Here is a 22,883-nt window from a genome sequence, read left to right on the forward strand (position 1 = left end):
GAGCGTTTTGTCACCCGTTACTGGGTATTGCTGGGCCGGTCAGCCCGTATCACTCTCGTGGGAAGGGATGCAGCGTAGGCAAAAGCCTCATCTCGGGAACCAAAGGAACCGAGACGGTCAGCATGGGTGCAGACCCTCCAGGGCCCGTTATTCACTTTCAGCACGTCATAGCCATTGATGTGCATTTTAGTCAGGGCTGGAACACTCATAGTCATCTCCTTTCGTAGAGATAATCCAGGGATGTCCGATTCACCTTACACCTGCTTTTCGACGTTGTGCGAACCGAGTGTCGCATGGCAGGTGGTTGATCCGCAGACAGCTCGCGGTTACACGCTGCTGCCCCGCCTCCACTCAGCCGCTTGGGGTATCGATGTCTGCGTCGTGATGGGGCTTAGGCTCAGGGCGGGATTTGAAATCCGGACTGTAGGCATTCTCTTTGGCCTCAGGATCAGGCCTGGGTTTGTGAGGTGCAACGGCAGGCCCGGCCGGATCGAGCCGGGGATCTGCGAGATCCGGCGAGTCAGGATCGAATCCCGAATCATTCTTCCCCGTGCCATGGTCCGTTGATCGTGGCCCTTGCGGGGTCTTGGAACTCATGTTCACCTCCACATTTTGGTTTGAAACCTCTCTCCCGAAATATGGAGCCCTTTTCACCTGAATCGTGCAGGGCAATCGACGAATGGGACACCATCGCCTCCTGAATCACTGAACGATGCCCGGCGTAAAGGGTGAGCAGAGCGACGCTGCCGCTCCGCTCCGAATGTTAATGACCCTTTTGTGAGTTCACGACATCCTGCAGCGCTTTGTTTGTCAGGCTGATGCACTTCTGGGTATCACCTGCAGCCTGAGCTTTTTGTGCCTCGATTCTCGTATCGCGGATCTGGTCGAGCAGCGGCTGCCCCAGCGTGCTGGCAGTTGCTTTGTAATCAGACAGCTTTTTCAGGTTAACGGTACACAAATCATCGGCAGCAAATAGTGGAGTGGCGACCAGGCTCGCTAGAAGGAACATCACTGACCGTTTCATAGTGCTCTCGCTTTCTAAGGCAGGGGAATTTCACTATAGACCCGGATTGCTTGACGCACACACGAGCAGCGCCGGATGAAGGCTGGGGACTCTATTATCCCGTCAAGCCGCTTGCTCCAGTGCGTTGAAGAGCTCCACAAACTGCAACGTCAACCTGTGTCGCGGCTCCAGATGGATAAGCGGAGAAAACGCCTGATGAGACTCCCGCATCTTCACGGAGCGGTTCAAGTACACCGGCAGCACCGGTAACGCCTGAGCAATCAACTCCTCGACGAGCTGCCTGTGCAAACGAGTCCGGCTCAAGAACTGATTGACCACAATGCCTTCGATGACCAGCGACTCGTTGTGATCCTGCTGCAGTTCGGCGACCTGGGCAATGACGCTATAAATCGCCTGACGGGAAAAACTGTCGCAATCAAAAGGAATCAGCACCCGTTCAGCGGCAATCAGCGCACTCAAGGAATAGAAGTTTATCGCCGGCGGTGTATCGATATAGATGCGCTCGTAATCTTCCGAGAGTTCAACCAGCAAGCGACGAAGTTTGTTGATTTTAAATTTGGATTCAAGCCTGGACTGCAAGCCTGAAAGCTCCGCACTGGCGGTAATCAGGTGCAAATTGTCATAGGCCGTTTCTACGATATTCACCCGGTTTTGCTTGCTGGCCGGGCCACTGGACAAGGTGAGCTTGAAAAAATCGGCGATCCCCATCGGCGTGTCATTGCCCGATAGCCCCGTCAGATAACAGGTCGAGTTGGCTTGGGCATCAAGGTCCACTAAGAGTGTCCGGTAGCCCTCGGCGGCGCTGATGGCGGCAAGGTTACAGGCGATGCTGGATTTACCGACACCGCCCTTCTGATTAAACACTGCTCGACGCACGGAAATACCTGCCGGGAAAACAGGTATCTTGCGATGCTCAGGTTAAGCTTTTGTGACAGTCCATCGCATCATCTACGCGCCAGTTCGTGCTGGATGCAATCATCGTAATAAACCCTCTTCACCCGCTCAGGTTTCATACGCGATTCACTGTCATAGGTTTGCTCGGCAATCCCCAGGGCCATCCTGCGCATCCACTGTTTGGGAAATCGTTGGGCTTGCAGTTGTTTGCGTACCGCGTAGCGCGACACACCGGACAACTTGCTGGATTGCGCCTTCCCGGCGACTCCTGATCCCCAACTGCACATATAGCGCTCACTTTCACTCAAGTGCCGTGCCTGAGCCGAAAGCGTAAAGCCCGTTAATAGTATCGATGCCAGTGAGCAGACGACGATTCTCATACACCCCGTTACCTAAGTTTCTGATAAGCCGGCGACTGTGCCAGCCAAATGAAACTCCGGGGGCCAGCAAAATGCCTGCCAGGCTCATGTTTCAGGTATTCGCTCAAGGATCCTGCGGGCGCTGAGCGATTGACGGTGTCATTCAGCGGCAGCTCTGCGCACTGATGTAATTTGCCTGAATCATGATGCCAACTTCAGGTTCGGCACCTGAAAACACGACGCGAATCGACTCCAGGTCTTCGTCGAGCGTGTACTGGTCAGCTGACCAAATAACACCCCAGGGCGTGGATTCATCCTTTACAGGCAGTCCGTACTTCTCCGTCAGCGTATGCAAAATTGAGCCTGGTGAGGTCCTCACATTATTCACGGCTGCCGAAACAGCGCACAGGCCAGTCGTGCTACCGATCACGTAGTAGTAACTGTCTGCATACCCTGAAGTGTCGGGAGCCTGGCTTGATAAGTAGGTGGTCCTGCCATCCTTGGTCGATAAATGCTCAAGCACAGCAAAGTGCCGCAAGCCCTGAGCCCTCATTCCTTTGGCCGTACCAAAAGGTCCTGTGCCTTGCCTTGCTTCATCGCACCCAGAAAGCGCCACAGAAGTAAGCGCTAACATAATGATTTTGTTCAATTTTCAACACCAATCTCGTCCAGTGATGGCAATTTACCACCATCCGTAAACAGAGACCAAACGCCGTGTATCCATGTGTCCACCTGATATTCAAGCCAGCTCCTCTGCACCGTATGCCAAGGCAAGGAAACAGGGTGCTGGCAAATCTGGTCAGCGCTGTTTCACATCGGCATCAGGCTATAACCCTTGTGTTCCAGGGTGGTGATGGTGGTCAGCGCCGAGAGTGCCGTCGTGACAGACTTATCAACTTCGCTGTAGGCAAACTGGCGTTCTGCAACAGCCTGACCACAAACAGCGATATCCACACCGGCACGCCGCAAAGCCGCGATCAGTGGCAGGTTCGGGTTGGCACTGCCATACCTCGAGCGATAGGCTTCATCATTCAGCGCGAGAGTGGTGGCTTCACCTGAGGCGACGGCGACAAACTTCAACTGGGACAACGGTACACCCGATGCCACATAAAGATTGACGGTCCGGGCGACGTGATCCAGAGACGGATTGACGTCTGCCGGGGTTTTGGAGCCCTTGGTGAGAGCAAAGACGATTTTATAGGTGGCGGCCTTGTCGGGTTGATAGGCCGCATCGGGCAACGAATGAATCTTGCCATAGCCTTGTATGGTGGGCGTTGTCCAGAATCCGGGAACGGTTTCGGCCAGTAACTGGCTGCTTGTCAGGGTCAGGAGTGCGAAGGAGAGCATTTTTACTGCACGATGCATGGACATATTCCTCTGGCAAATTGAGTGACTTAGGTTAAGCGAAATCCAGGTGTGCAGCCTTGGCGTTGCCCGGCAAACTGATAAACCTGCCAGATTTGCTCGCGGACGCTGCATCCTCTAGAGTCACGCGGATAATGGGCAGGCATGCCATGCGTGCCTCCCCATCCGGTACCGCAAAAGGTTCAACAATGCCCGAGAAGCCGCCTGCACAGGCCACCACCGCGACAGCTGCTGATATAGAACGATCCATTCAGGCCTTGAACAAGATGGCTGAACGGTTATGGGGAGAGGGAAGAGAAGCTGAAGCGAAAGCCCTGCTCGATGCCCTGGATGCCCTGAACCGCGCGCTGGACAGGATCCGCATCGGCGAAAATCGCCGAGTTGTCACCCTTCACTGACGATTGCCTGGAATCGGTTAAGCCCGGAGCCGGACACCGCTGTACGTCTGCCCCCTCCCCTCAAGCCTTGTCGCATGATGCCTCTGATTCTGGGGTGGGCCTGAGCACATGCTGACGATAAGCATAGGGCGTCTGCCCGCTCCAGCGTCGGAATGCCCGGGTAAATGCACTTTGCTCGGAGTAGCCCAGCAATTGGGCGATTTCAGCCAGTTGCAGGCGCGGATCGGCCAGATAGTACTCGGCCTGACGCTGACGTATGCTCTCGCGCAGCTCTCTGAAATTGATGCCGCCGGCAGCCAGTCGACGATGCAACGTGCGCGCCGACACGTGCAACTCACGAGCGACTTGCTCCAGCTCCGGTTGGCCTTCTCGCACCAATCGGGCGATGCTGCGCCGAACCGCCTGCTCGAAATCGTCGCTGGACGGTAATTGCGCCAGCAAGTCATCAGCTTGTCTTTCCAGGATACTCAACAGCACTTGATCCGGCTGTCGCAATGGCAAAGCCAGCAGTGCCCGGGCAAAACGGATGGATGTTTGCGGCTGGTCGAACAGGACGGGGCAGCCAAACCAGTCCCGATAAGGCTGAATGTCATCCGGGGCCGGGTTCAGGAAGCGGATTTCGCTGGCAACGATAGGTCGGCCCGTCATGTTGCGCGTCAGTTGCAGCAACGCCGTAATGGCGCACTCGTCCACCAGTGGTCCGGGACGCCCCTGATCCGCCCCCCATTCCAGCAGCAGATCGTTGCCCTCCAGAGTGCTGCGCATTGGATTGACGTCATACAGCAGGCGTTGATATTGCAAGGCACGGGCCAGCCCCGCGCCGAGACTCGGGCAGGCCAGCAACACATAACCCATGACGCCAAAATGGGCCGGCGTGATGGTCTGGCCCAGATGCAACCCCAGCAAAGGGTCCTGCAAGTACTCGGCAGCGCGCTCCAGCAGGGCACGCCAGGCCGACACCGGGTAACGCATCGCGTCGCGATCCGTTGTTTGCGGCGCGGCAACGCCGAGCAAGGCCGCAGCGGCCACCCCCTGATGTTCAAGGTATTCATACAGCAGCCGCACATAGGTGCTGGGGACAACGCCCCGGGGTGACTGTTGCGCAATAGTTGGGTGCATGGCGAGAAGTGTTAAATGATTGTCTGACACGGTCAAGCCTTTCAATTTTGCCGCGGGCAACATCCAGCGTATCGGCCAAGTGTCTGGAGCGCTGCGTCATGAATGATCTGATTGTCTGGATGGAAGCCACGTTTGGCGCTCATATCGAGTGGAAACAAGTGGTGCTGATCGGCATGACACCGCTGTTTCTGGTGGGATTTGCCATTGAATGGCAGATCATGCGCAAACGCGGGGCGCGCCAGCAGTTCTACTGGAAAGACATCCTCACCAACCTCACTCTGGGCAGCAGCTACCAACTGTTCGAACTGGCAGCCCATGTGATATTCGTGGGCGCCGCCGTATTCTGGTTCTGGGACCAGCGCTTTTTTACGATTCCCGTCAACGGCTGGACCCTGCTGCCCATTTTTCTCGGCGTCGAGTTCTGCTACTACTGGTTCCATCGCTGCAGCCATCGCGTGCGCTGGTTCTGGACCGCTCATGTCGTGCACCACAGCGGCGAGCACATGAACATGACGACCGCCATGCGCCAGTCAATGCTCTACTCCATCACCGGCTGGTGGCTGTTTTTCATGCCGCTGGTATTGCTGGGCGTACATCCGGCGGTGGTGTTTATCCTGTATGCCTGCAACCTGGTGTATCAGTTCTTCATCCACACCGAGAGCGTCGGCAAGCTGCATCCGGTGCTGGAGTACCTGTTCGACACCCCGAGTAATCACCGCGCCCACCATGGCCGCAACGACTGCTATATCGACAGGAACTATGGCGGTGTGCTGATCATCTTCGACCGTCTGTTCGGCACCTACGTGGAAGAACGGGAAACCGTGGATTACGGCATCAAGCGTCAGGTCTACAGCCACAATCCGCTGACCCTCAACTTCCACGAATTCCTTGCGATGTGGCGCGACGTGGCGCAGCCGGGAAGCGTGATGCAACGCTTGAAACACCTGTGGGCACCGCCGGAACATGAGCGTGAGGTCAGGTCTGAACGTGACCCGGCTTGACGCCGCCAAGTGCCTATTGATGCTGCAACAGTTCCCCGAATGCATCGATCCCAAGTATTGCAGGTACTTCCAAGCCTTGAGCAAGGCTTGGAAGATTATTGACCATCGCTGTATTGGAACGTATCAAAGTGCGTCGCACCGAGCATTGAGTGAATCGAACGCCAACACCCCGGAATTACCCCGCCGGTGAGTTAGTGTCCGCGTTTTGCAGGTCTTGAAGTGCTGCTGAGTACTGATCCGACTCAGCCTTGGGCACCATTTGCCATGAAGGTTTGCGCGCGGCGTAGAAGATAAAAGGCGGTACACCAGCCACGACCAACCCCAATAACAAGACCCCTGCGTACTCATAAAAAGGCATGCTGCTAAAATTGTTCGGTGGGATGAAACCGAAAATCAGCGCCACACATGTCGAGAACAGCCCCAGGCAACACCAGCCATGCAGCCCTTTGAGCACATAGCCACGCTTGACGTCGGGTTGTGTCTTGCGCAACTTCATTGCGGCCATAAACATAAACACGTAAATGATCAGGTACATCAGCGCAGCCATGGCACTGATCATCCAGAACGCATTCGAGACATTGTCGAGAAAAATGTAGATGCTCGACAGCAAAGTAACGATCACGGCCTGCAAGTACAAAATATTCTTCTGTACACCTTTGGCGTTAACTTTTTGCAAAACTGGCGGCAGCATACCGGCCTTACCGACGAACAGAAGCCCTGTTGAAGGGCCGGCCGTCCATGCCAGAACCCCACCCAAAGCGCCGATAATCAGCAGAATGGCCATGATGGGCGTTGCCCACGGCATCCCAAAACCTTCGAAGAAAGCGGCATAGGCCTGGATTACTCCGGCAGTGAGGCTTGTGGAGTCTGCTGGCACCACCAGTGAGATTGCTACAGTGGGTGGAATGAACACCAACAGGATCATGAAAAATGCCAGAAGGATGGCGCGCGGCATTTCTTTTTGCGGATTACGCAATTCGCGGGCGTGAATGGCGTTCATCTCGATACCGGCGAAGGCCAGAAAATTACTGACAATCAACACTAAACCGGTAATCGCCCCAGTAAACTCCCGCCACAAGTCCGGGTGCAAGTTGTGCGAACCTACTTTGGCAGTGGTGTGTGTATCGAAAATCGTCGGGATCAGGGCATCCCATGTCAGAGGCGTCGCAGACTTATGACCCAATACCAACCAGGCCACTCCCAGCAGGACCAAGAGTGCAGCAGGCAAGGCAGTGCCCAGCAACATGAACCAGGACGTCAGCTTGGACAGGGTGTTCAGCCCGTTCAGAGCCACAAACGTCGATAACCAATAGAGTACGATGATCACAGCAGCGGTAAACACACCGCTCTTGGCCAGTTCGGGGTTAATCAGATACGCCATCGTACTTGCGCCAAAGCCGAGCACGATGGGATACCAAACCACCACCTGGACCCACATGAACCACATGATGAAGAAACCGGAACGATCACCATAAGCCTGACGGACCCAGCCATAAATGCCCCCATTCCAACCGGTTCCCAACTCAGACGCGACAAGGGAAACAGGAATGAAGAACAACAGCGCTGGAATCACATAAAGAAAAACCGAGCCTAACCCATAAACAGCCATGCTCGGCAGTGAGCGGATACTTGCGACAGCAGCAACCATCATGAAACAAATGGTCAGCCAGGACATATAAGTCTTAGCGTTATTCCCAGACATAATTGCCTCCATGCTTAGCGGTTCAAACTCGTATTAATGAAGCAGGCTCAGATTGAGCGTGCGACTGAGATGTTCGGCAGCCAACTGACCGCGCACGCTATTACCCGCAGGGTCCAAAGGCGGAGAAAAGGCAGCGATGGCACATACGCCGGGGACCACGGCCAGAATCCCGCCACCGACTCCGCTTTTTCCTGGCAAGCCAACCTTGTACAGCCAGTCCCCCGTCGTGTCGTACAAGCCGTTCATCATCATTTCGGCAAGAATCTGCGGCACGTTTTTAGCTTCCATGACTCGCGCTCCGCTGACTGGGTTCACGCCTCCGTTAGCTAATGTCACGCCCATGCAGACCAAATCATTACAAGTTATTTCAATGGAGCATTGTCGGGTGTAGACATCACACACTTCCATCGGCTCCGCATACATATAACCGTAACTCTTAAGTAGCCAGGCGATGCCTCGATTGTGCTGATTGCTGCTGGCCTCAGACTGATAAACCTCTTCGTTGACGCTAAGTTCACGCCCGGCAAAGGCGTTGTAAATCGCATGAATTTTATCCCAGCGTGCTTGGGAGGTTTGAGCATTGAGCAGGCTGACAGTTGCCATAGCGCCGGCGTTTACAAAAGGATTGAGAGGCCGACCTTTATGCAGTTCCAGCGCGACAACCGAGTTGAATGGTTCACCAGTCGGATCGCACCCAATCTTGCTGCGCAGAGTCTGCGGGCCAACTTCTTCCATCGCTTGGGCAAGGGTAAAAACCTTGGAGATCGACTCAATAGCAAAGGGGTAATCGCTGTGTCCAATTTCAGCATGACTGCCATCACAGAACATAATGCTGAGACCAAAAAGATGGGAGGGAACTGAAGCCAGATAAGGAATGTAACTGGCATTCTTACCATGGTGATTAGCAGAAAAGCGTTGGTGACTTTCGTTTAAAACCTGCTTCACCACATCGTCGACGGTAGTGGGTTTTTGCTGCATCTCGATTCCTCCATGAATACGTTCAGGAACAGAGACTATAGATCGAAAAAGAGCACCCATTAAAAATGGGGGCGCACATTCAAAATACTTGGCTATGCTGGCTTGGTCAAAGCGAAGTAAAGGAAGGAAGTTAGGCTTCGCTGTTGTCCATTTGTCCAGGAGAGTTCATATGGCACTGCACCGCGTGACACGCAACACGAGCACGGATCCCGTATTTGGTTCTTCTACTCTGGCGCACGCTGCTGTCACTAAGCGTTTTCCCGAGGCTGAGCAATCCGCACGAGACGTTTTTCAACTGGTTCACGATGAGTTGTATCTAGATGGTAATTCTCGCCAGAATCTCGCGACCTTTTGCCAAACGTGGGAAGAGGATGAAGTCCATAAACTCATGGACTTGTCCATCGACAAGAACATGATCGACAAGGATGAATACCCTCAGTCAGCAGAGTTGGAAAATAGATGTATTCATATGTTGGCCGACCTGTGGCACTCGCCTGATGCATCCAGCACGCTAGGCACATCGACCGTAGGTTCCAGCGAAGCCTGCATGCTCGGAGGTCTGGCTGCGTTGTGGCGCTGGCGTGCCGTGCGCAAAGCGGCTGGTAAACCAACCTCAACACCGAACATGGTGTGCGGCCCGGTGCAAGTCTGCTGGCATAAATTTGCCCGTTATTGGGACGTAGAAATCCGTGAAGTGCCTATGTCTGAAGGGCATTGGTTCATGTCCCCTGAAGATATGCTTGAGCGAGTCGATGAGAACACCATCGTGGTGGTGCCCACTTTCGGACAAACTTTCACCGGTTTGTATGAAACGGTAAAACCGCTCTCGGATGCGCTGGACAATCTGGAAAAAAGCACGGGCCTGAGTGTGGATATTCACGTCGACGGCGCAAGTGGTGCGATGCTCGCACCGTTTTGTGCGCCCGATGTGCTTTGGGACTTCCGAGTACCGCGAGTTAAATCCATAAGTACATCCGGGCACAAATTCGGGCTTGCCCCGCTGGGTGCAGGCTGGGTTGTATGGCGCGATGCGAAGGAGCTACCCGAAGGGTTGATCTTCCATGTGAACTATCTGGGTGGAGACATGCCAACCTTCGCCTTGAACTTCTCCCGTCCGGCCGGGCAAATCATTGCGCAATACTATAATTTTCTGCGGCTTGGCCGTGAAGGATATGAGCGTATTCATTCAGCATGCTACGAAACAGCGCAGTTTTTGGCCAGGGAGCTGATCAAGGTGGGGCCTTTCGAAATGCTCTACAACGGCGACCCGCAATTGGGTATTCCAGCGCTGACATGGCGTTTGAAACCAGATGCGAATACCAGTTACTCACTCTATGACCTGGCTGATCGACTGCGCATTCGCGGCTGGTTAGTACCTGCTTATAGCTTGCCTGCCAATGTGGAAAATATCGTGGTACAGCGAATTCTGGTAAGGCAGGGAATGTCCATCGACATGGCAAAATTGCTCTTGGCAGACTTTGAGCGGGATATCAAATTCTTCGACGAGCATACGCCTCACGGCTTTAAAGGCCGTGAGGCTGAGGCTGGAAATCACGGCGGACGATAATTGCCCTCCCCCTGCCCTTGTTACTGCCCCGGTGATATAACCGAACGCAGTAACAAGGGCAGACTAAAGGTTTTCATTGGGAAAATCGCTCATCCCTTCAACTGGCCTTATGCACCTTCGAATTGAAAAGCGGGAGCCACTTCAAATTGACTCGACACCTCTCCTGAGAAAATCGTGCTTTGATTCGGTCCCAGATCCAGTTTCTTGATCGCGCCCGTATTTTTTGAAAAATCCAGTTTCTTAAGATCGACCCAAAAGGTGTTGGGCGTTATGGCAGACTCGAAGAAGTACAGTCGCTGTTTGTGATCAATGACCGAGCGCCATCGTGTCGAAGAAATATTTGGCTCACCGGGTGTCGTGATTCCATAGGGTACAGAGACGTTGCGAATGACACTGAACACACTGGCCAGTGACTGGCGCGGGTCCTGTGATTGAGGTACGGCGTTCACATAAAAAGACGCTCGAGCGAAGCGATCCGCTGAGCGATTCGTACCTGGAAGCATCACGGTTCCACCAATGGACTGCCAGTAGGCGTTCATGGCTAGCTGCGCATCGAACGCCGGCGAGTTAGTCATCACCTGATAAGAGCGATCGTGGTGAATAACTTGCTTGCCATCAATATATTCAATAATCGCACTATCACCGGACGCATCCGACATTGAAAGATGTAACGTAGCCAAACGGCTTTCACCCGGTACCGCTGCAGTCACTACATTAAAAGGCTCAGTTTTAAGAACCTCGACAGCTTCAGCGACCGTGCTGAAGTTGTCGAGCACATATTGGGCCCACGCAGCAATACTCAAGCCGGGTTTGCCTTTGGTAAACGTTGGGTATTCGGACTCCACCAACCACAGCAGGTTTGCAGACAGCCCGGCTTCATTTACCCCGTCCGTGGTGGAAATATCGTAGCCGGTGGCGATTACGCTGCCATATCTGGATGTCCACTTGATAGAGTCGGCGCCCACCTCGCCATTGCGCTGCATGCCTTGAGGGAAAACCCACAAGTTGGTCCCCACATCTGACTTCCAGTCCATGGACCTCGCCGTGATCACGTTCTGATTGTCTCCGAGGTAAACCAGTCGTGTGCAGGCATGAGCAATCGGCACAGAGCAGAGAAGCCCCGCAAGTACCAGACCAAGGGTTTTCGTGTGTTGTTTTTTCATTCCATTGTTCCTTTCAATACACGTTAAAAACGCATGGACAGTCCGAGTACGGGGCCTCGTTGAGTAACATCGTATTTAAACTCATTACCGGTGAAGTCTTTGGTACGGTAGTCCTGCGCCAGCACACGATAACCGACACGAACTATCGTCGGGTTATCCATCAGGTACAGTCGGTATCCGAGATATGCTTGGGCGTTGTAAGTTTTCTTGGATGAGGTATCGAAGCCACCTGTATCTGCCGTGCCCGACAGCGTCCAGTGATCGGTCAAGTCAATCTGCGTGCGCAACCCGATAAACGGGTCAGTCCAATGGGTTTTTTTCTTCGTGCTGAACCCCAGAGCATCAATATCCACAGTGGTCGAAAGTTTTGTCCAGCGCACGCCTAACATGGGCTCTACACGCCAGGTGCGGGGTTCATTAAATAGAGTGGTGCCGTCCAGTGAATATTCAAAGGCACGATAATAGCCACCTATTGCCAAGGTGGTTTGAGTGATATCGAGGCCTACCTTGCGCCCAAAGACCCGTTCAGACTGGCTTGTCTTTGCGTAAACCCCATCGACGAAAAAACCCACGGTGCGATTCGTCACCTCAAGGTTGCCCATAAAGACAGAGTCCAGATCATGAAAGACGTCGTTAAAACCAACATCCGCTTTTGTGCGAACGCCACCGAGCTCAACGTGCCCCTTCATGCTCGGAGCCCAAACAAATGGACTCACCAGTACCAACCATTCATCTCTTTCAGGCGTTGGCTTAAGTACAGTCTCTTGGGCAATAACAGGTTGAGCAAGCCCTGATAATGAGCCCACTGACAGTAGAATTATTACAAACGGCCTAACTGAAACTGGATTCAGTAACATTGATTGAGTCGTCCTGGGTGACAAGTAACACATCCAAAGTCAAAAAGAGGATAGCCGGTTTACGAACGGTTGCCTGCTGGGGTAGACCACACACATTTTCCAGGGCGTATTTTACGCCACACGGCACAGAGTCACCCGATCACCGTAGATATCGTTAAGCATTTTGACAGGCTCTGGTGATGGGCGTGGCCTGTCGCAGCCACGGCAATGAAGCGTTGCCTCCTGACCGCACGGCATCAAATACCGATCACAATGATTGATCCCCGTTAGTCATTAGAAAGCTAAAGACGGCAAACCCCACCAAGAGAAACGTTATGACGTGTTTTTTATTTATTCTATTTTTCATGTTTCCTCCTTGAAAACTACACTATGACGGCTCATGAGTTATCGACTTAATCAAAAAAACAAGGCGCATGCAATAGCCACGGCCCACTCCACTGCAAACCAAGTACGGCCCCGTCACAGACCAGAGATCGACGTCGACAGATAGCCAAGTGATGACCGAAGCGCACCTCCAAAAACGCAACGGCAAACAGTATCGCCAACACAATAAATTGTGCCCCGCGAACAAACAAGGCGCGTACTGCATTCTCGAACAAGCCCTTGATTTATAGAGTTCCGTAAGCCGAAAGCAAAATAATATCTTTGTGATCAACTCATTCTCAACGCTACGGTTCACTGCCCTATTTGATGATGACGAGCTGAGTCGCCCTTATACTTAACCTCATTCTCGGCGAGAGTTACGCAGCGGACCGGCAAGAGCGAAAAACGGCTACCGCATCGACGAGCAGCACAGCCTGGATGCACGGCGTTGTGGAGTGAGTGCCAACTGAGTATCCAGGCGCCCTGATTTTATAATCTTCGCGAAAGGAATTCGCGGATGTACTGCGCCACCTCTGGCGCATGCGTTTCCAAAGCGAAGTGGCCTGCATCCAGAAGATGCACTTCAGCTGTCGGAATGTCTTTGCGAAACGCCAGCGCACCTGGCGGGATAAAGGCGGGGTCATGTCTGCCCCATACGGCGAGTAAAGGCGGTTGGTATTTACGTAAATACGCTTGGAATGCGGGATACGCCGCTACGTTAGTGTGGTAATCCAGAATCAGATCCAGCTGTATTTCATCTGCACCTGGCCGCGCCATGTACAGAATGTCCAGGTTGTAGCCGTCAGGCGAAAGCCTCTCAGGATCGGCCCCCGTGCCGTACTGCCAGTCACGAATCGTCTCCGGCGCCAACGAAGCGCGGCAACGCTCGCGATTGGCCACCGAAGGGTTGCCCCAATAGGTTTGCCATGGACCCCATTGATCGCTGAAACCTTCCACGTAGGCATTACCGTTCTGGGTGATGATTGCCGTCACGTTTTCCGGGTTCGCGGCGGCAAGTCGCAAGCCGACGGGCGCGCCGTAATCGAATATGTACAAGGCATATTTCTTCAAGGCCAACGCCTCGGTAAACCCCTCGATCACCTTATAGAGGTTTTCAAATGTGTAATCGAGTTGTCCGCGCGGCGGTGCTTTAGTGTGACCGAAACCGGGCAAGTCAGGCGCAATCAGGCGGTACTGGCTGGCCAATAAAGGCATCAGGTCACGGAACATATGGCTGGATGTCGGGAAGCCGTGAAGCAGCAGGAGTACCGGCGCATCCTTAGGGCCGGCTTCGCGATAGAAAACCTCCACATCACCGACGCTCTGAGTATGGAACGTGACACGGGAAGCATTATCGAAAGTCATCAGGTATTTGGTATTGGCTGGATCGGAACTGTTCATATCGGGACCAGGACTGTATGAATTCACCTCAATCCTATTCGTTGCGCCAAACACCGGGAATAACCAAGAAACTCAAATCACCATTTCTATTTTTGCAATGCTGGTAAAGTCCCGGACACCCCCTGGCCCGAATACGACGTAGACGCACGATGGACCGAATTCAAGAGATGACACTTTTTGCGGCCTTGGCCGAACATACTAGCCTCGCCAGCGTAGCCCGCGATTTTGGCTTGTCCACCGCCACAGTGACTCGTGCAGTTGCCAGCCTGGAGAATCGTTTAGGTGTTCTGTTGGTCGTGCGCACTACACGCAATATGCGCCTTACCGAAGCAGGACAACGGTTCGCGATTGATTCCCGCCGATTACTTGCAGAACTCGAAGCCGCCGAAAATGCAGCCGGCGGTTTGCATGCAGTTCCAGGCGGATTATTAACGGTAACGGCTCCTCAGATGTTTGGCGCATTGCATGTCACGCCTGTGTTGACGAGTTTTCTCAGCCAATACCCATCTGTAGAAATTCGCGCCATCTTCGTGGATCGAGTCATATCGATGCTCGACGAAGGGGTCGATGTGGCAGTGCGAATTGGCGCACTGCCCGATTCATCGCTCACGGCTATTCCTGTGGGCAGCGTGCGGCGTATGGTATGTGCATCTACTGCATACCTGGAGGCGCATGGCGTTCCACAGCATCCAAACGATCTCAGGCAGCACGCAACAATCTCAACCTCTGCGTCAGAACGCCCACCTCAGTGGGCGTTTCAAATCCATGGGCAAGCCTGCTCCGTCAACGTGGGCTCAAGGCTTACCATGACGTCCTTCCAGGCGGCAATCAATGCAGCGATTCAAAATTGGGGGCTGACTCAAGTGCCGCACTACCAAATACGGGAGCACTTGCAGGCCCAGAGACTTAAATGCGTACTCGAAACTTTTGAAATCGCAGCTGAGCCGGTTCACGTTGTCTACTCGGAAGGCCGCCGTGCTTCCGCCAAAGTACGATCCTTTGTGGACTTCTGTGTCAATGCCCTGAGGCACGATCTACATGTCGAAAAAAACAGTGCTTAACATTGTTGAGTGGCCATCAGAATGCGTCAACAGCTCCCACCGTGGACAATGGCTTTGCCTGATGAACATAACGACCCGATATCAATTTTGAGCCAACGGCTACCGGTTACGAAGGGCTGGAATCTCCGCGTTTGAGCGTTTGAAGGCTGGCACCGACCTGCGCCTCAGTTATTCGACGACGCGAAGCCCCGGATCTTTGACTATTCTTGTCGTCACCCTAAAAAAGAGGGCTCGATGATGAAAACCTCTAATCAGGCACTCCCTGAAATCGTTTCTGCCGAACAATGGCAGGCCGCGCTCGATCAACAGTTGATCAAGGAAAAAGCCCTGACCCGCGCCCACGATGCGCTCAACGCCGAGCGCCGCCGTCTGCCAATGGTCAAGATCGACAAGGCTTATACCCTCGCCGGAAAAACGGGTCCGGTAAGCCTGCTCGATCTGTTCGAGGGCCGCCGGCAACTGATCATCTACCACTTCATGTTCGCCCCGGACTGGTCCCAGGGCTGCACGGGCTGCTCCTGGGTTGTGGATGCCATGTCTCACCCGGCCCATCTGCATGCACGCAATACGTCCCTGGTCCTGGTCTCCAGGGCGCCACTGGAAAAACTTGCGGCTTATGAAAAACGCATGGGCTGGGACCTGCCCTGGTATTCGTCCTTCGACAGCAGCTTCAATGCCGACTTTGGCGTGACCACCGAACAGGGCGAAAAGCATGGCGTCAGCATACTGTTGCGCGACGGTGGCGAGCTCTACCGCACCTACTTCACAGGCGCCCGCGGCGTCGAGCACCTGGGAAGCCACTGGACTTACCTGGACCTCACGCCCTGGGGCCGCCAGGAGAACTGGGAGGACTCTCCCAAAGGATGGCCGCAAACCGAGCCTTACACCTGGCTGCGCCGGCATGACGAATATGACGACTGAGAGCTGCCGCACCTGACATATCCGGGACAAATGGTCATTGAGGCGCCCCGCAGGCACGGGCGCCGTTCCCTGCAGCGATTCCATCTCCCCCCATGAATATTGCGCATAACAAAGGTCGACAGGATGGAATTATCAATGGACGTGACAGCGGGTCATCCAGAGTACTTTGCGCATGTGCGCACGATTATCGGCATGGTCTTGGGCCTGAGTCTTGCCAGATTGGTCAATGGCCTGACACGCTTCGTACAACACCCCGGAACCATTAAGATTTACCCTGTCCACCTGGGCTGGGTCATCTTCCTTTTCATCACGATCGTGCACTTTTGGTGGTACGAATTCCATTTATCCAGGATCTCCGTCTGGACCTTCCCGCTCTATGGATTCCTGCTCTTCTACGCAATGGTATTCGCCGCACTCACCGCCCTGCTGTTTCCCGACCACATGTATGAATACAAGGGATTCGAGGACTACTTCGAGCAGCGCAAACGCTGGTTCTTCGGCCTCCTCGCCCTCGCGTTCCTGCTCGATATTGGCGATACCCTCATCAAGGGTGACGACTACCTGCAATCACTCGGGACCGAATACCTGATCCGCCAGGTCGCGTTCGTTGTTCTTTCCATCGCCGCAGTACTGATCACATCAAAGAAACTCCAGATGATCCTGGTGCTCGCCGCCATTAGCTATCAGGTCAGCTGGATCTTGAGACTGTATGTCATTCTTTGATGGGCTCACGCACACATCCATGAAACCATCCGTTAACGAATGGGCAAAAAGATATCGTCTGACCAGTGAGTGATGAACATGATTGATAATTACAACACGTAAACAAGCAAGGGCCTGCAGGTAAATCACCTGCAAAACCCTTATGTGGCCGATGACTATATTTCCCCAGCTGAAGGGTCAAGAGCGCCACTTTTATTACAGTCGCGCCCTGCTCTGTTACTCCTGTTCAATGAGCCGACTGGAGCATGCTGCGGAGCGGGGACTGAGGCTGAGGCTGGCCAGCGAGCGGGAAATATCAGGATAGAAGCCTGAATTCGACCGAATCTCGTGGAACAACACCCTTATAAACATTGGCCCCCTGAGAAAACTTTAGTAGTACGCGCCCATCCTCTTCAAATTGCATATGATGAATATCATATATGCCCGACTCGATCAGGCACGCCACGCCGCCGATCTTTTTCGATCGATCAACCCGCATGACCTGAAGCCGTCTGTAAACAGACAACTCTTCCTGGGTATACGATTTAATTATAATATTTCCACCAATACTTGGAGAGGCATTACGAAGACTGACAGAACTTCTCGCGGTTTTCGATACCCATCCAGGCGCCGTCAATTTATTTATCAAGCGAACCCACTTGTCCGCCACTTTTGACGGGCTATGTTCATCCGCAGTTTTAACTCCACCTGAAGACATTGACGCATGACTGACATCGTCTTTTGCCAGGCGAAGAATTTTTTCAGCCATCTCCCGCTCATCGTGTACCAAATAGCCATTTACATCATTTTTAATGAGTTCAACAGGGCCATAATTCGAAGATAGCGATATGACGGGACAGCCAAACGCCATTGACTCAAGGATACTTAGACCAAAACCCTCAGAAACCGAAGCGGATAGCGACGCCCTCGCCTGAATAAAAACTTCAGACACCGGGTTTGCATAACCTCGTAGAACGACACGCCCAGTCATGCCGTTAGCATCGATTAGCGCCTGAATATGGCCTCCCCTGCTGCCATGCCCCCATATATCAAGGCAGAGGCTATCATTTTCGGCCAATGCAATCTTGAATGCCCTGACCACCATATCTATGTTTTTAACGGATTCCAGACGTGAAACGACCACAAATTTGTTGCCTGAGCGAGCCAGCGATGGCGGAACATCCCTGCTCACCGAGTTAGGTATCACTTCCAGATGATTCAAGGATGGAAACTGTTTAACCAAATCCGCTTTCTGGGCGTTAGTCAAAACAACCAACGAATCACAAAACCTGGCATTATCAATAATCTTCCCGCTGATACCTGTCACGTTGCTGCCAAACACAAAAGGTCTGGCAAAATGATTGCCATGCAACGTTAAAACGGTCCGTGCATTGACTGCTGTCAGCTTGGACACAACCTCAGCCCGGCTTGAGGCATCTGCTATGAAAACAGTGAATTTCCCATAACCCGACACTTCGTCAAGCCAATAGCTATAAGCGTCATCTCTTGTCAAAAAGTTAACTGTTTCCCTGCCGGGGATATCTAGCTGAATACTGACTATTTCACCCGTTAAATCAACGATTTCCCGTGCAAATACCCGACCTTCCGAGTTCAAGTACTCATTTGAGCGAAGCCCAGAAATCCCTACATACCTGGAACGCCTTGCAAGCTCTACCACTTCCGGGTCAGCAAAATAGTCTGAAATAGACCCCGCGCCTGCACTGGCCCTGGAGAGTTTTGCAAAGTAAATGAAAAAATTCATGATCCCGACCGCGTCACCCAATCGCTCATCACTGCGTAGTGCTTTGATCGAATCAAGCAATAGAGGATCATATTCTACGGTGGCGATGATCGAGCGAAAACCGCGCTCAGCCAGTGACTTCGCCCTGGCCAAGGAGACACGGGTAACGCCTCCCGACTGCGAGGAGAGCTTATTTAAAACAGATATTATTTGAATGTTTTTTTTGCGTTTGAAAAAGAAACCGGACACTTAAGTTCATCCCTGAATAAGGTGATTTAGCAGGCATTATGGCGAGATTGGGATCACAGGGGCAATAGTGGCCCGGAAAATCCCCCTGATAGCGCCCTCATAGTAAGCCCTTCCAAAACCATCACTTCAAGTGATAATCCCTCTGCTTTGAAGCATCAGGCCATAGACACTCTTGCTCTTTTACTTTAATCACCGCTCACCTGATAGATTGGAGAGCATCTTGACGACGCAGGTGGTTTACGCACTGTTCGCTCATCGATTACCTACAAAATATCAGGTCATATGTAGCCCTCCCTGCCCTTCCTCCCTGAAAAATGGGCTCAGCCCCTTCACGGCCACCTCGTGATTAACGATGTCGTCGTTATCGCGTTTAGTTCTGACCTGCCCTCCAATCCCGACTAGGTTCCAAGCAGTGGAACTCACCCGGACCAAGGAAGGTAAAAATTGAGCACGCGAATAATTATTGTCGGTGGAGGTGTTGGCGGCACGATGCTCGCTAACCAGTTGGTCAAGAAACTCTATCCGGAGATCCAGCGTGGTGAAGTACGCATTACTCTCCTGTCGAATTCGCCTGATCACTTTTATAAACCGGCGTTCATGTACGTGGCTTTCAATCAGTTTTTTGAAGAGGAACTGAAGCGTCCGGAGCGTTCATTGTTGCGCCCGGAAATTGACTTCCAGGTGGACGAAGTCACTCGCTTCGACTTCTCTGGACAACATGTGCAGACCCGCAGCGGCAAACGTCATGGCTATGATTTTCTTGTCATTGCCACAGGTTGCGTCCCGGCTCCCGAGCGGATTGAAGGCCTGAAAGAGGCCGGTGATCACTTCTATCAATATCAGGCGGCCCGGCAATTGGCCCAGCGACTGAGCACTATAAAAAAGGGCCGGATTTTCATCACCGTGTCCTTTCCCAAAACACCCAACGTGCCGCATCAATGCGGTATCGCTCCGGTGGAAACAACCTTGATGCTGGACGATTTTCTGCGGCGTCGTGGTGTGCGGGAGCAGGTTGAAATCATTTATACCTACCCCACTACTGCCCAGCTGTTGCGAAACTGCTTGTTCTTGCAGCGGCCTACCGGCGAGATTCTTCCCAGTATCTTTGAGCAGAAAAACATTCGTTTTCAGCGCGGCTTTACCTTGAACAAGGTCGATCCGGATCGGCGCATTGCCTACTCCGAAGAGGGTGACGCGCAACCCTTCGATATTCTGATGGCAACACCTCCCATTCGTGCAGTGGATGTGGTTCTGGAGAGTGGCGCTTCACAGGCCGAGAATCGTGAAGGATGGTTGCCAACCAATCATGAAACGCTGCAGGTCTATGGGCTCGACGGCGTTTATGTGATGGGTGATACGGTCGATCTTCCTGTCAGCAAGGCAGGAGGAGCCTGCCACAATCAGGCCCCTGTCATCGCCAATAACATCACAGCCGAAATCCGTCTGGGGGCACCTAACGCGATGTATGACGGTCGCGTCCAAGCGGTGGCGCAAATGGGGCTCAATGCGGGAATGCCGTTGTGGTACGACTACACCCACGATGTGTTGCCTACCCCGCCGAGCAAGCTGGGAGGGCTGTTGCGCAATGGATTCAACCGCGGACTGTATTGGGCCATGGCTCGAGGCATGCTTTGACCCTGCTTAAGGAGGAGTGAACGCCATATGGATACCCCAGAAGTGTCGTCAACAATCAGCCCGGACGCCAATGCTCCCTCACCTGGCCACAATGCGGGGCTCGAAGCGCTGCTTGGCAAGCTGCAACCGCTGCTGGACGGCGGTCGCATGGACAATATCATCGATGTACTGGCGTTGATTTCCGACCTCGTAGACCTGCTGGACCCTGCCATGGTGGAAAAGCTGGCCGGGTTGTTTGAAGAGGCCACGGCGGCTTCCTGGAGTCTTGGCAATGCGCTGCGCATGGCCGCGACCGAAACCAGAGCACAGGCGGTTCCACCCAGCCTCTATGGACTGCTGTCACTGCTCCGCGAAACGGATACCCGCCGCGGTGCGGCACTGATACTCAGAACGCTGAACGTTCTCGGAAGGCAACTGTGAGCTGAATAGTTTGACCTGCCACATCCAGCCTCAGTGCGAGGCTGGACACTGTCTGCTATGCCGGAGGGCACATTGTCGGTGCGAGTCTGTTGGCCCTTTGTGTTGGCATCGGGCTACAGTAGAGGCTCACTAAGCCCTAAGGAGCCTGCTGTGACCTCTATCACCTCCTCTGCCTACCGATGTACGCCAAGTCCCCTTCATGCGATTTTTCTGGCTGGAGCCATCCCTCTGTTCCTCGGCGCCTTGCTGAGTGACATCACCTATTTCAGGACCTTCCAGATTCAATGGAGCAACTTCGCTTCCTGGCTGATCGTCGGCGGGTTGGTGTTCTCCGGGTTTGCTCTGCTGTTCGCGCTGGCCAATCTGTTCCAGGCCAAGCGCAAGGCTGGCAGGCCTGTGGTGTATTTACTGTTGTTGTTAGCGAGCTGGGTACTGGGACTGATCAATGCCTTTGAGCATGCCAAAGATGCTTTCGCAATCATGCCCACAGGCCTGGTCCTGTCAGTTATCGTCACCTTGCTGGCTATCGTTGCAGCCTGGACAGGCCTGACCAATCTGCGTTCGGAGGATGTGAAGTGAAATATTCCAGCGCATTGACACCCCTTAGCCTGGCCTTGCTGTTGAGTGCCTGTGACAGCGAAAGAAACGGCGATCTGTCTCTCGGTCCCGACCCTAAGCTGCCGGAACAGCATCGTGGTCTCGTGCCCACGATGAAGATTGCCGAGCCTGCTGAGTGGGGTGACCGCAAACCGACTGTGCCGCAGGGCTACAGCATCACGGCGATTGCCACCGGTCTGGGGATTCCGCGTCAGACCCTGGTGCTCCCCAATGGCGATATTCTCGTGGCTGAAGGTCGTGGCGGCAGCGCCGCCAAGCTCAAGCCCAAGGATGTGATCGCTGGTTACATCAAGGCTCAGGGCAACACCAAGGTCAAAGGTGGCAACCGCCTGACCTTGCTGCGAGATGCCGACGGTGATGGCAGCTACGAGTTGCAGACGGTATTTGCCGAAAACCTTAACGCGCCTTATGGCCTGGCCTACGCGGATGGCAATCTGTACGTGGCCAACCAGGATGCCATTGTGCGCTTCGCATATGAAGACGGCCAAACCAAGGCTAGCGCTGCACCGGTCAAAGTCCTCGACTTGCCTTCGCAGATAAACCACCACTGGACCAAGGCGCTGACCATCAGCCCCGATGGCCGTCAGCTGTATGTCGCCATAGGTTCCAACAGCAACATTACCGAACGCGGCATGGACGCTGAGGTTGATCGGGCTCAGGTGTGGCAGGTTGATGCCCGGACTGGCGCCCACAAGCCGTACGCAACCGGCCTGCGTAACCCGACAGCGTTGACGATTCAGCCTGATTCCGGGCAGTTGTGGGCGGTGGTCAACGAGCGCGACGAGCTGGGACCAGACCTGGTGCCAGACTACTTGACCTCGGTTCGCGAAGGCGGGTTCTACGGCTGGCCCTATAGCTATTGGGGACAAAACGTCGATTCACGCGCGCAGCCACAGAACCCGGAGAAAGTAGCCGCTGCAATCAAGCCCGATTACAGCCTGGGTGCGCACGTGGCGGCGCTTGGCGTCGACTTCTCCGTCCCTGCCATGGGGGCGACATTTGCCGAAGGCGTGTTTGTGGGTGAACACGGTAGCTGGAACCGCCCCGACCCAGTGGGCTACAAGGTGATTTTCGTGCCATTCAGCAACGGCCAGCCAGCCGGTGAGGCCGTCGATTTCGCGACCGGCTTCAGGGGTGAAGACGGCAAAACCCGCGGGCGGCCGGTCGGTGTAACCGTCGACCCACGCGGTGCCCTTCTCATCGCGGACGACCTCGCAAACACCGTGTGGCGGGTAACGCGCAACCAATGAAGCAGGAGACGCGGGCGCTGATAATCTCGGCGCCACGTTCGCCAGACACCAGCGGTTGGAGATAAGAATACAAGCCCTGGAGCCGCGACCCTCCG

The 22,883-nt window shown here is 53.9% G+C and carries 24 protein-coding genes; 10 read left to right on the plus strand and 14 right to left on the minus strand.

Features of this window, described 5'->3' with window-relative positions; translation table 11 throughout:
• Positions 1–17: 17 nt before the first annotated feature.
• The 7 genes from DQN55_RS22420 to DQN55_RS11995 all read right to left on the minus strand — a co-directional run bounded on the left by DQN55_RS22420 (position 18) and on the right by DQN55_RS11995 (position 3,642).
• Positions 18–209, minus strand: coding sequence for a hypothetical protein (locus tag DQN55_RS22420; RefSeq protein WP_048379640.1), 192 nt, complete (start codon positions 207–209; stop codon positions 18–20).
• 142 nt (positions 210–351) lie between these two features.
• Entirely contained in the window at positions 352–597 is a 246-nt protein-coding gene (locus DQN55_RS22425; protein ID WP_074702937.1) for a DUF6021 family protein, read from the minus strand.
• Positions 598–763: 166 nt separating this feature from the next.
• Complete coding sequence (locus DQN55_RS11975; protein WP_048379638.1) at positions 764–1,024, minus strand: hypothetical protein; 261 nt, start codon at positions 1,022–1,024, stop codon at positions 764–766.
• A 102-nt stretch (positions 1,025–1,126) separates the two neighbouring features.
• Positions 1,127–1,900 (minus strand): ParA family protein, encoded by a 774-nt coding sequence (locus DQN55_RS11980; RefSeq protein WP_048379636.1) that lies wholly within the window; start codon positions 1,898–1,900, stop codon positions 1,127–1,129.
• Positions 1,901–1,968: 68 nt separating this feature from the next.
• Positions 1,969–2,298, minus strand: a complete 330-nt coding sequence (locus tag DQN55_RS11985; RefSeq protein WP_048379634.1) for a hypothetical protein — start codon at positions 2,296–2,298, stop codon at positions 1,969–1,971.
• Between the two features lie 142 nt (positions 2,299–2,440).
• A complete protein-coding gene (locus tag DQN55_RS11990; RefSeq protein WP_126514209.1) occupies positions 2,441–2,926 on the minus strand; it encodes a hypothetical protein in 486 nt (161 codons plus the stop codon).
• 161 nt (positions 2,927–3,087) lie between these two features.
• Positions 3,088–3,642 (minus strand): DsrE family protein, encoded by a 555-nt coding sequence (locus DQN55_RS11995; RefSeq protein WP_048379630.1) that lies wholly within the window; start codon positions 3,640–3,642, stop codon positions 3,088–3,090.
• A gap of 188 nt (positions 3,643–3,830) precedes the next feature.
• On the opposite strand from DQN55_RS11995, the gene DQN55_RS12000 reads away from it, so the two are divergent.
• The gene (locus DQN55_RS12000) at positions 3,831–4,040 is read left to right on the plus strand and encodes a hypothetical protein (protein WP_048379627.1); all 210 of its coding nucleotides are present in this window, start codon (positions 3,831–3,833) and stop codon (positions 4,038–4,040) included.
• 60 nt (positions 4,041–4,100) lie between these two features.
• Here the strand turns inward: DQN55_RS12000 and DQN55_RS12005 are convergent, their stop codons facing one another.
• Complete coding sequence (locus DQN55_RS12005) at positions 4,101–5,189, minus strand: AraC family transcriptional regulator (RefSeq protein ID WP_197714151.1); 1,089 nt, start codon at positions 5,187–5,189, stop codon at positions 4,101–4,103.
• Positions 5,190–5,257: 68 nt separating this feature from the next.
• Here DQN55_RS12005 and DQN55_RS12010 point away from each other — a divergent pair, with 68 nt between their 5' ends.
• Entirely contained in the window at positions 5,258–6,160 is a 903-nt protein-coding gene (locus DQN55_RS12010) for a sterol desaturase family protein (protein WP_048379625.1), read from the plus strand.
• A gap of 175 nt (positions 6,161–6,335) precedes the next feature.
• Here the strand turns inward: DQN55_RS12010 and DQN55_RS12015 are convergent, their stop codons facing one another.
• Positions 6,336–7,862, minus strand: coding sequence for an amino acid permease (locus DQN55_RS12015; protein WP_231995577.1), 1,527 nt, complete (start codon positions 7,860–7,862; stop codon positions 6,336–6,338).
• A 33-nt stretch (positions 7,863–7,895) separates the two neighbouring features.
• Positions 7,896–8,840 (minus strand): glutaminase A, encoded by a 945-nt coding sequence (glsA, locus tag DQN55_RS12020; RefSeq protein WP_048379624.1) that lies wholly within the window; start codon positions 8,838–8,840, stop codon positions 7,896–7,898.
• Positions 8,841–9,009: 169 nt separating this feature from the next.
• Between glsA and DQN55_RS12025 the strand changes: the two genes are divergently transcribed.
• Positions 9,010–10,407, plus strand: a complete 1,398-nt coding sequence (locus DQN55_RS12025) for a glutamate decarboxylase (protein ID WP_048379622.1) — start codon at positions 9,010–9,012, stop codon at positions 10,405–10,407.
• A 107-nt stretch (positions 10,408–10,514) separates the two neighbouring features.
• On the opposite strand, the gene DQN55_RS12030 is transcribed toward DQN55_RS12025, so the two are convergent.
• The 3 genes from DQN55_RS12030 to DQN55_RS12040 all read right to left on the minus strand — a co-directional run bounded on the left by DQN55_RS12030 (position 10,515) and on the right by DQN55_RS12040 (position 14,155).
• On the minus strand, positions 10,515–11,570 hold the full coding sequence (locus tag DQN55_RS12030) for a linear amide C-N hydrolase (RefSeq protein WP_048379621.1): 1,056 nt from the start codon (positions 11,568–11,570) through the stop codon (positions 10,515–10,517).
• A gap of 23 nt (positions 11,571–11,593) precedes the next feature.
• Positions 11,594–12,427, minus strand: a complete 834-nt coding sequence (locus DQN55_RS12035) for a hypothetical protein (RefSeq protein ID WP_048379618.1) — start codon at positions 12,425–12,427, stop codon at positions 11,594–11,596.
• 852 nt (positions 12,428–13,279) lie between these two features.
• Positions 13,280–14,155, minus strand: a complete 876-nt coding sequence (locus DQN55_RS12040; protein ID WP_048380612.1) for an alpha/beta fold hydrolase — start codon at positions 14,153–14,155, stop codon at positions 13,280–13,282.
• 185 nt (positions 14,156–14,340) lie between these two features.
• On the opposite strand from DQN55_RS12040, the gene DQN55_RS12045 reads away from it, so the two are divergent.
• From DQN55_RS12045 to DQN55_RS12055, 3 genes are all read left to right on the plus strand, one after another.
• A complete protein-coding gene (locus DQN55_RS12045) occupies positions 14,341–15,252 on the plus strand; it encodes a LysR family transcriptional regulator (RefSeq protein WP_048379617.1) in 912 nt (303 codons plus the stop codon).
• Positions 15,253–15,489: 237 nt separating this feature from the next.
• Entirely contained in the window at positions 15,490–16,173 is a 684-nt protein-coding gene (locus tag DQN55_RS12050; protein ID WP_048380610.1) for a DUF899 domain-containing protein, read from the plus strand.
• A gap of 135 nt (positions 16,174–16,308) precedes the next feature.
• Positions 16,309–16,896 (plus strand): hypothetical protein, encoded by a 588-nt coding sequence (locus tag DQN55_RS12055; protein WP_048379615.1) that lies wholly within the window; start codon positions 16,309–16,311, stop codon positions 16,894–16,896.
• A gap of 295 nt (positions 16,897–17,191) precedes the next feature.
• On the opposite strand, the gene DQN55_RS12060 is transcribed toward DQN55_RS12055, so the two are convergent.
• A complete protein-coding gene (locus DQN55_RS12060; protein WP_231995579.1) occupies positions 17,192–18,865 on the minus strand; it encodes a glycosyltransferase in 1,674 nt (557 codons plus the stop codon).
• Between the two features lie 489 nt (positions 18,866–19,354).
• Between DQN55_RS12060 and DQN55_RS12065 the strand changes: the two genes are divergently transcribed.
• The 4 genes from DQN55_RS12065 to DQN55_RS12080 all read left to right on the plus strand — a co-directional run bounded on the left by DQN55_RS12065 (position 19,355) and on the right by DQN55_RS12080 (position 22,788).
• Positions 19,355–20,500 (plus strand): NAD(P)/FAD-dependent oxidoreductase, encoded by a 1,146-nt coding sequence (locus DQN55_RS12065; RefSeq protein ID WP_231995689.1) that lies wholly within the window; start codon positions 19,355–19,357, stop codon positions 20,498–20,500.
• A gap of 27 nt (positions 20,501–20,527) precedes the next feature.
• Positions 20,528–20,920, plus strand: coding sequence for a helical membrane plugin domain-containing protein (locus DQN55_RS12070; RefSeq protein WP_048379611.1), 393 nt, complete (start codon positions 20,528–20,530; stop codon positions 20,918–20,920).
• A 150-nt stretch (positions 20,921–21,070) separates the two neighbouring features.
• Entirely contained in the window at positions 21,071–21,499 is a 429-nt protein-coding gene (locus DQN55_RS12075) for a DUF2231 domain-containing protein (protein ID WP_048379609.1), read from the plus strand.
• Positions 21,496–22,788, plus strand: coding sequence for a PQQ-dependent sugar dehydrogenase (locus DQN55_RS12080; RefSeq protein WP_048379607.1), 1,293 nt, complete (start codon positions 21,496–21,498; stop codon positions 22,786–22,788). Before DQN55_RS12075 ends, DQN55_RS12080 begins: the two co-directional genes overlap by 4 nt.
• Positions 22,789–22,883 lie beyond the last annotated feature (95 nt).

It is taken from the genome of Pseudomonas taetrolens (genome assembly GCF_900475285.1).
GTDB lineage: Bacteria > Pseudomonadota > Gammaproteobacteria > Pseudomonadales > Pseudomonadaceae > Aquipseudomonas > Aquipseudomonas taetrolens.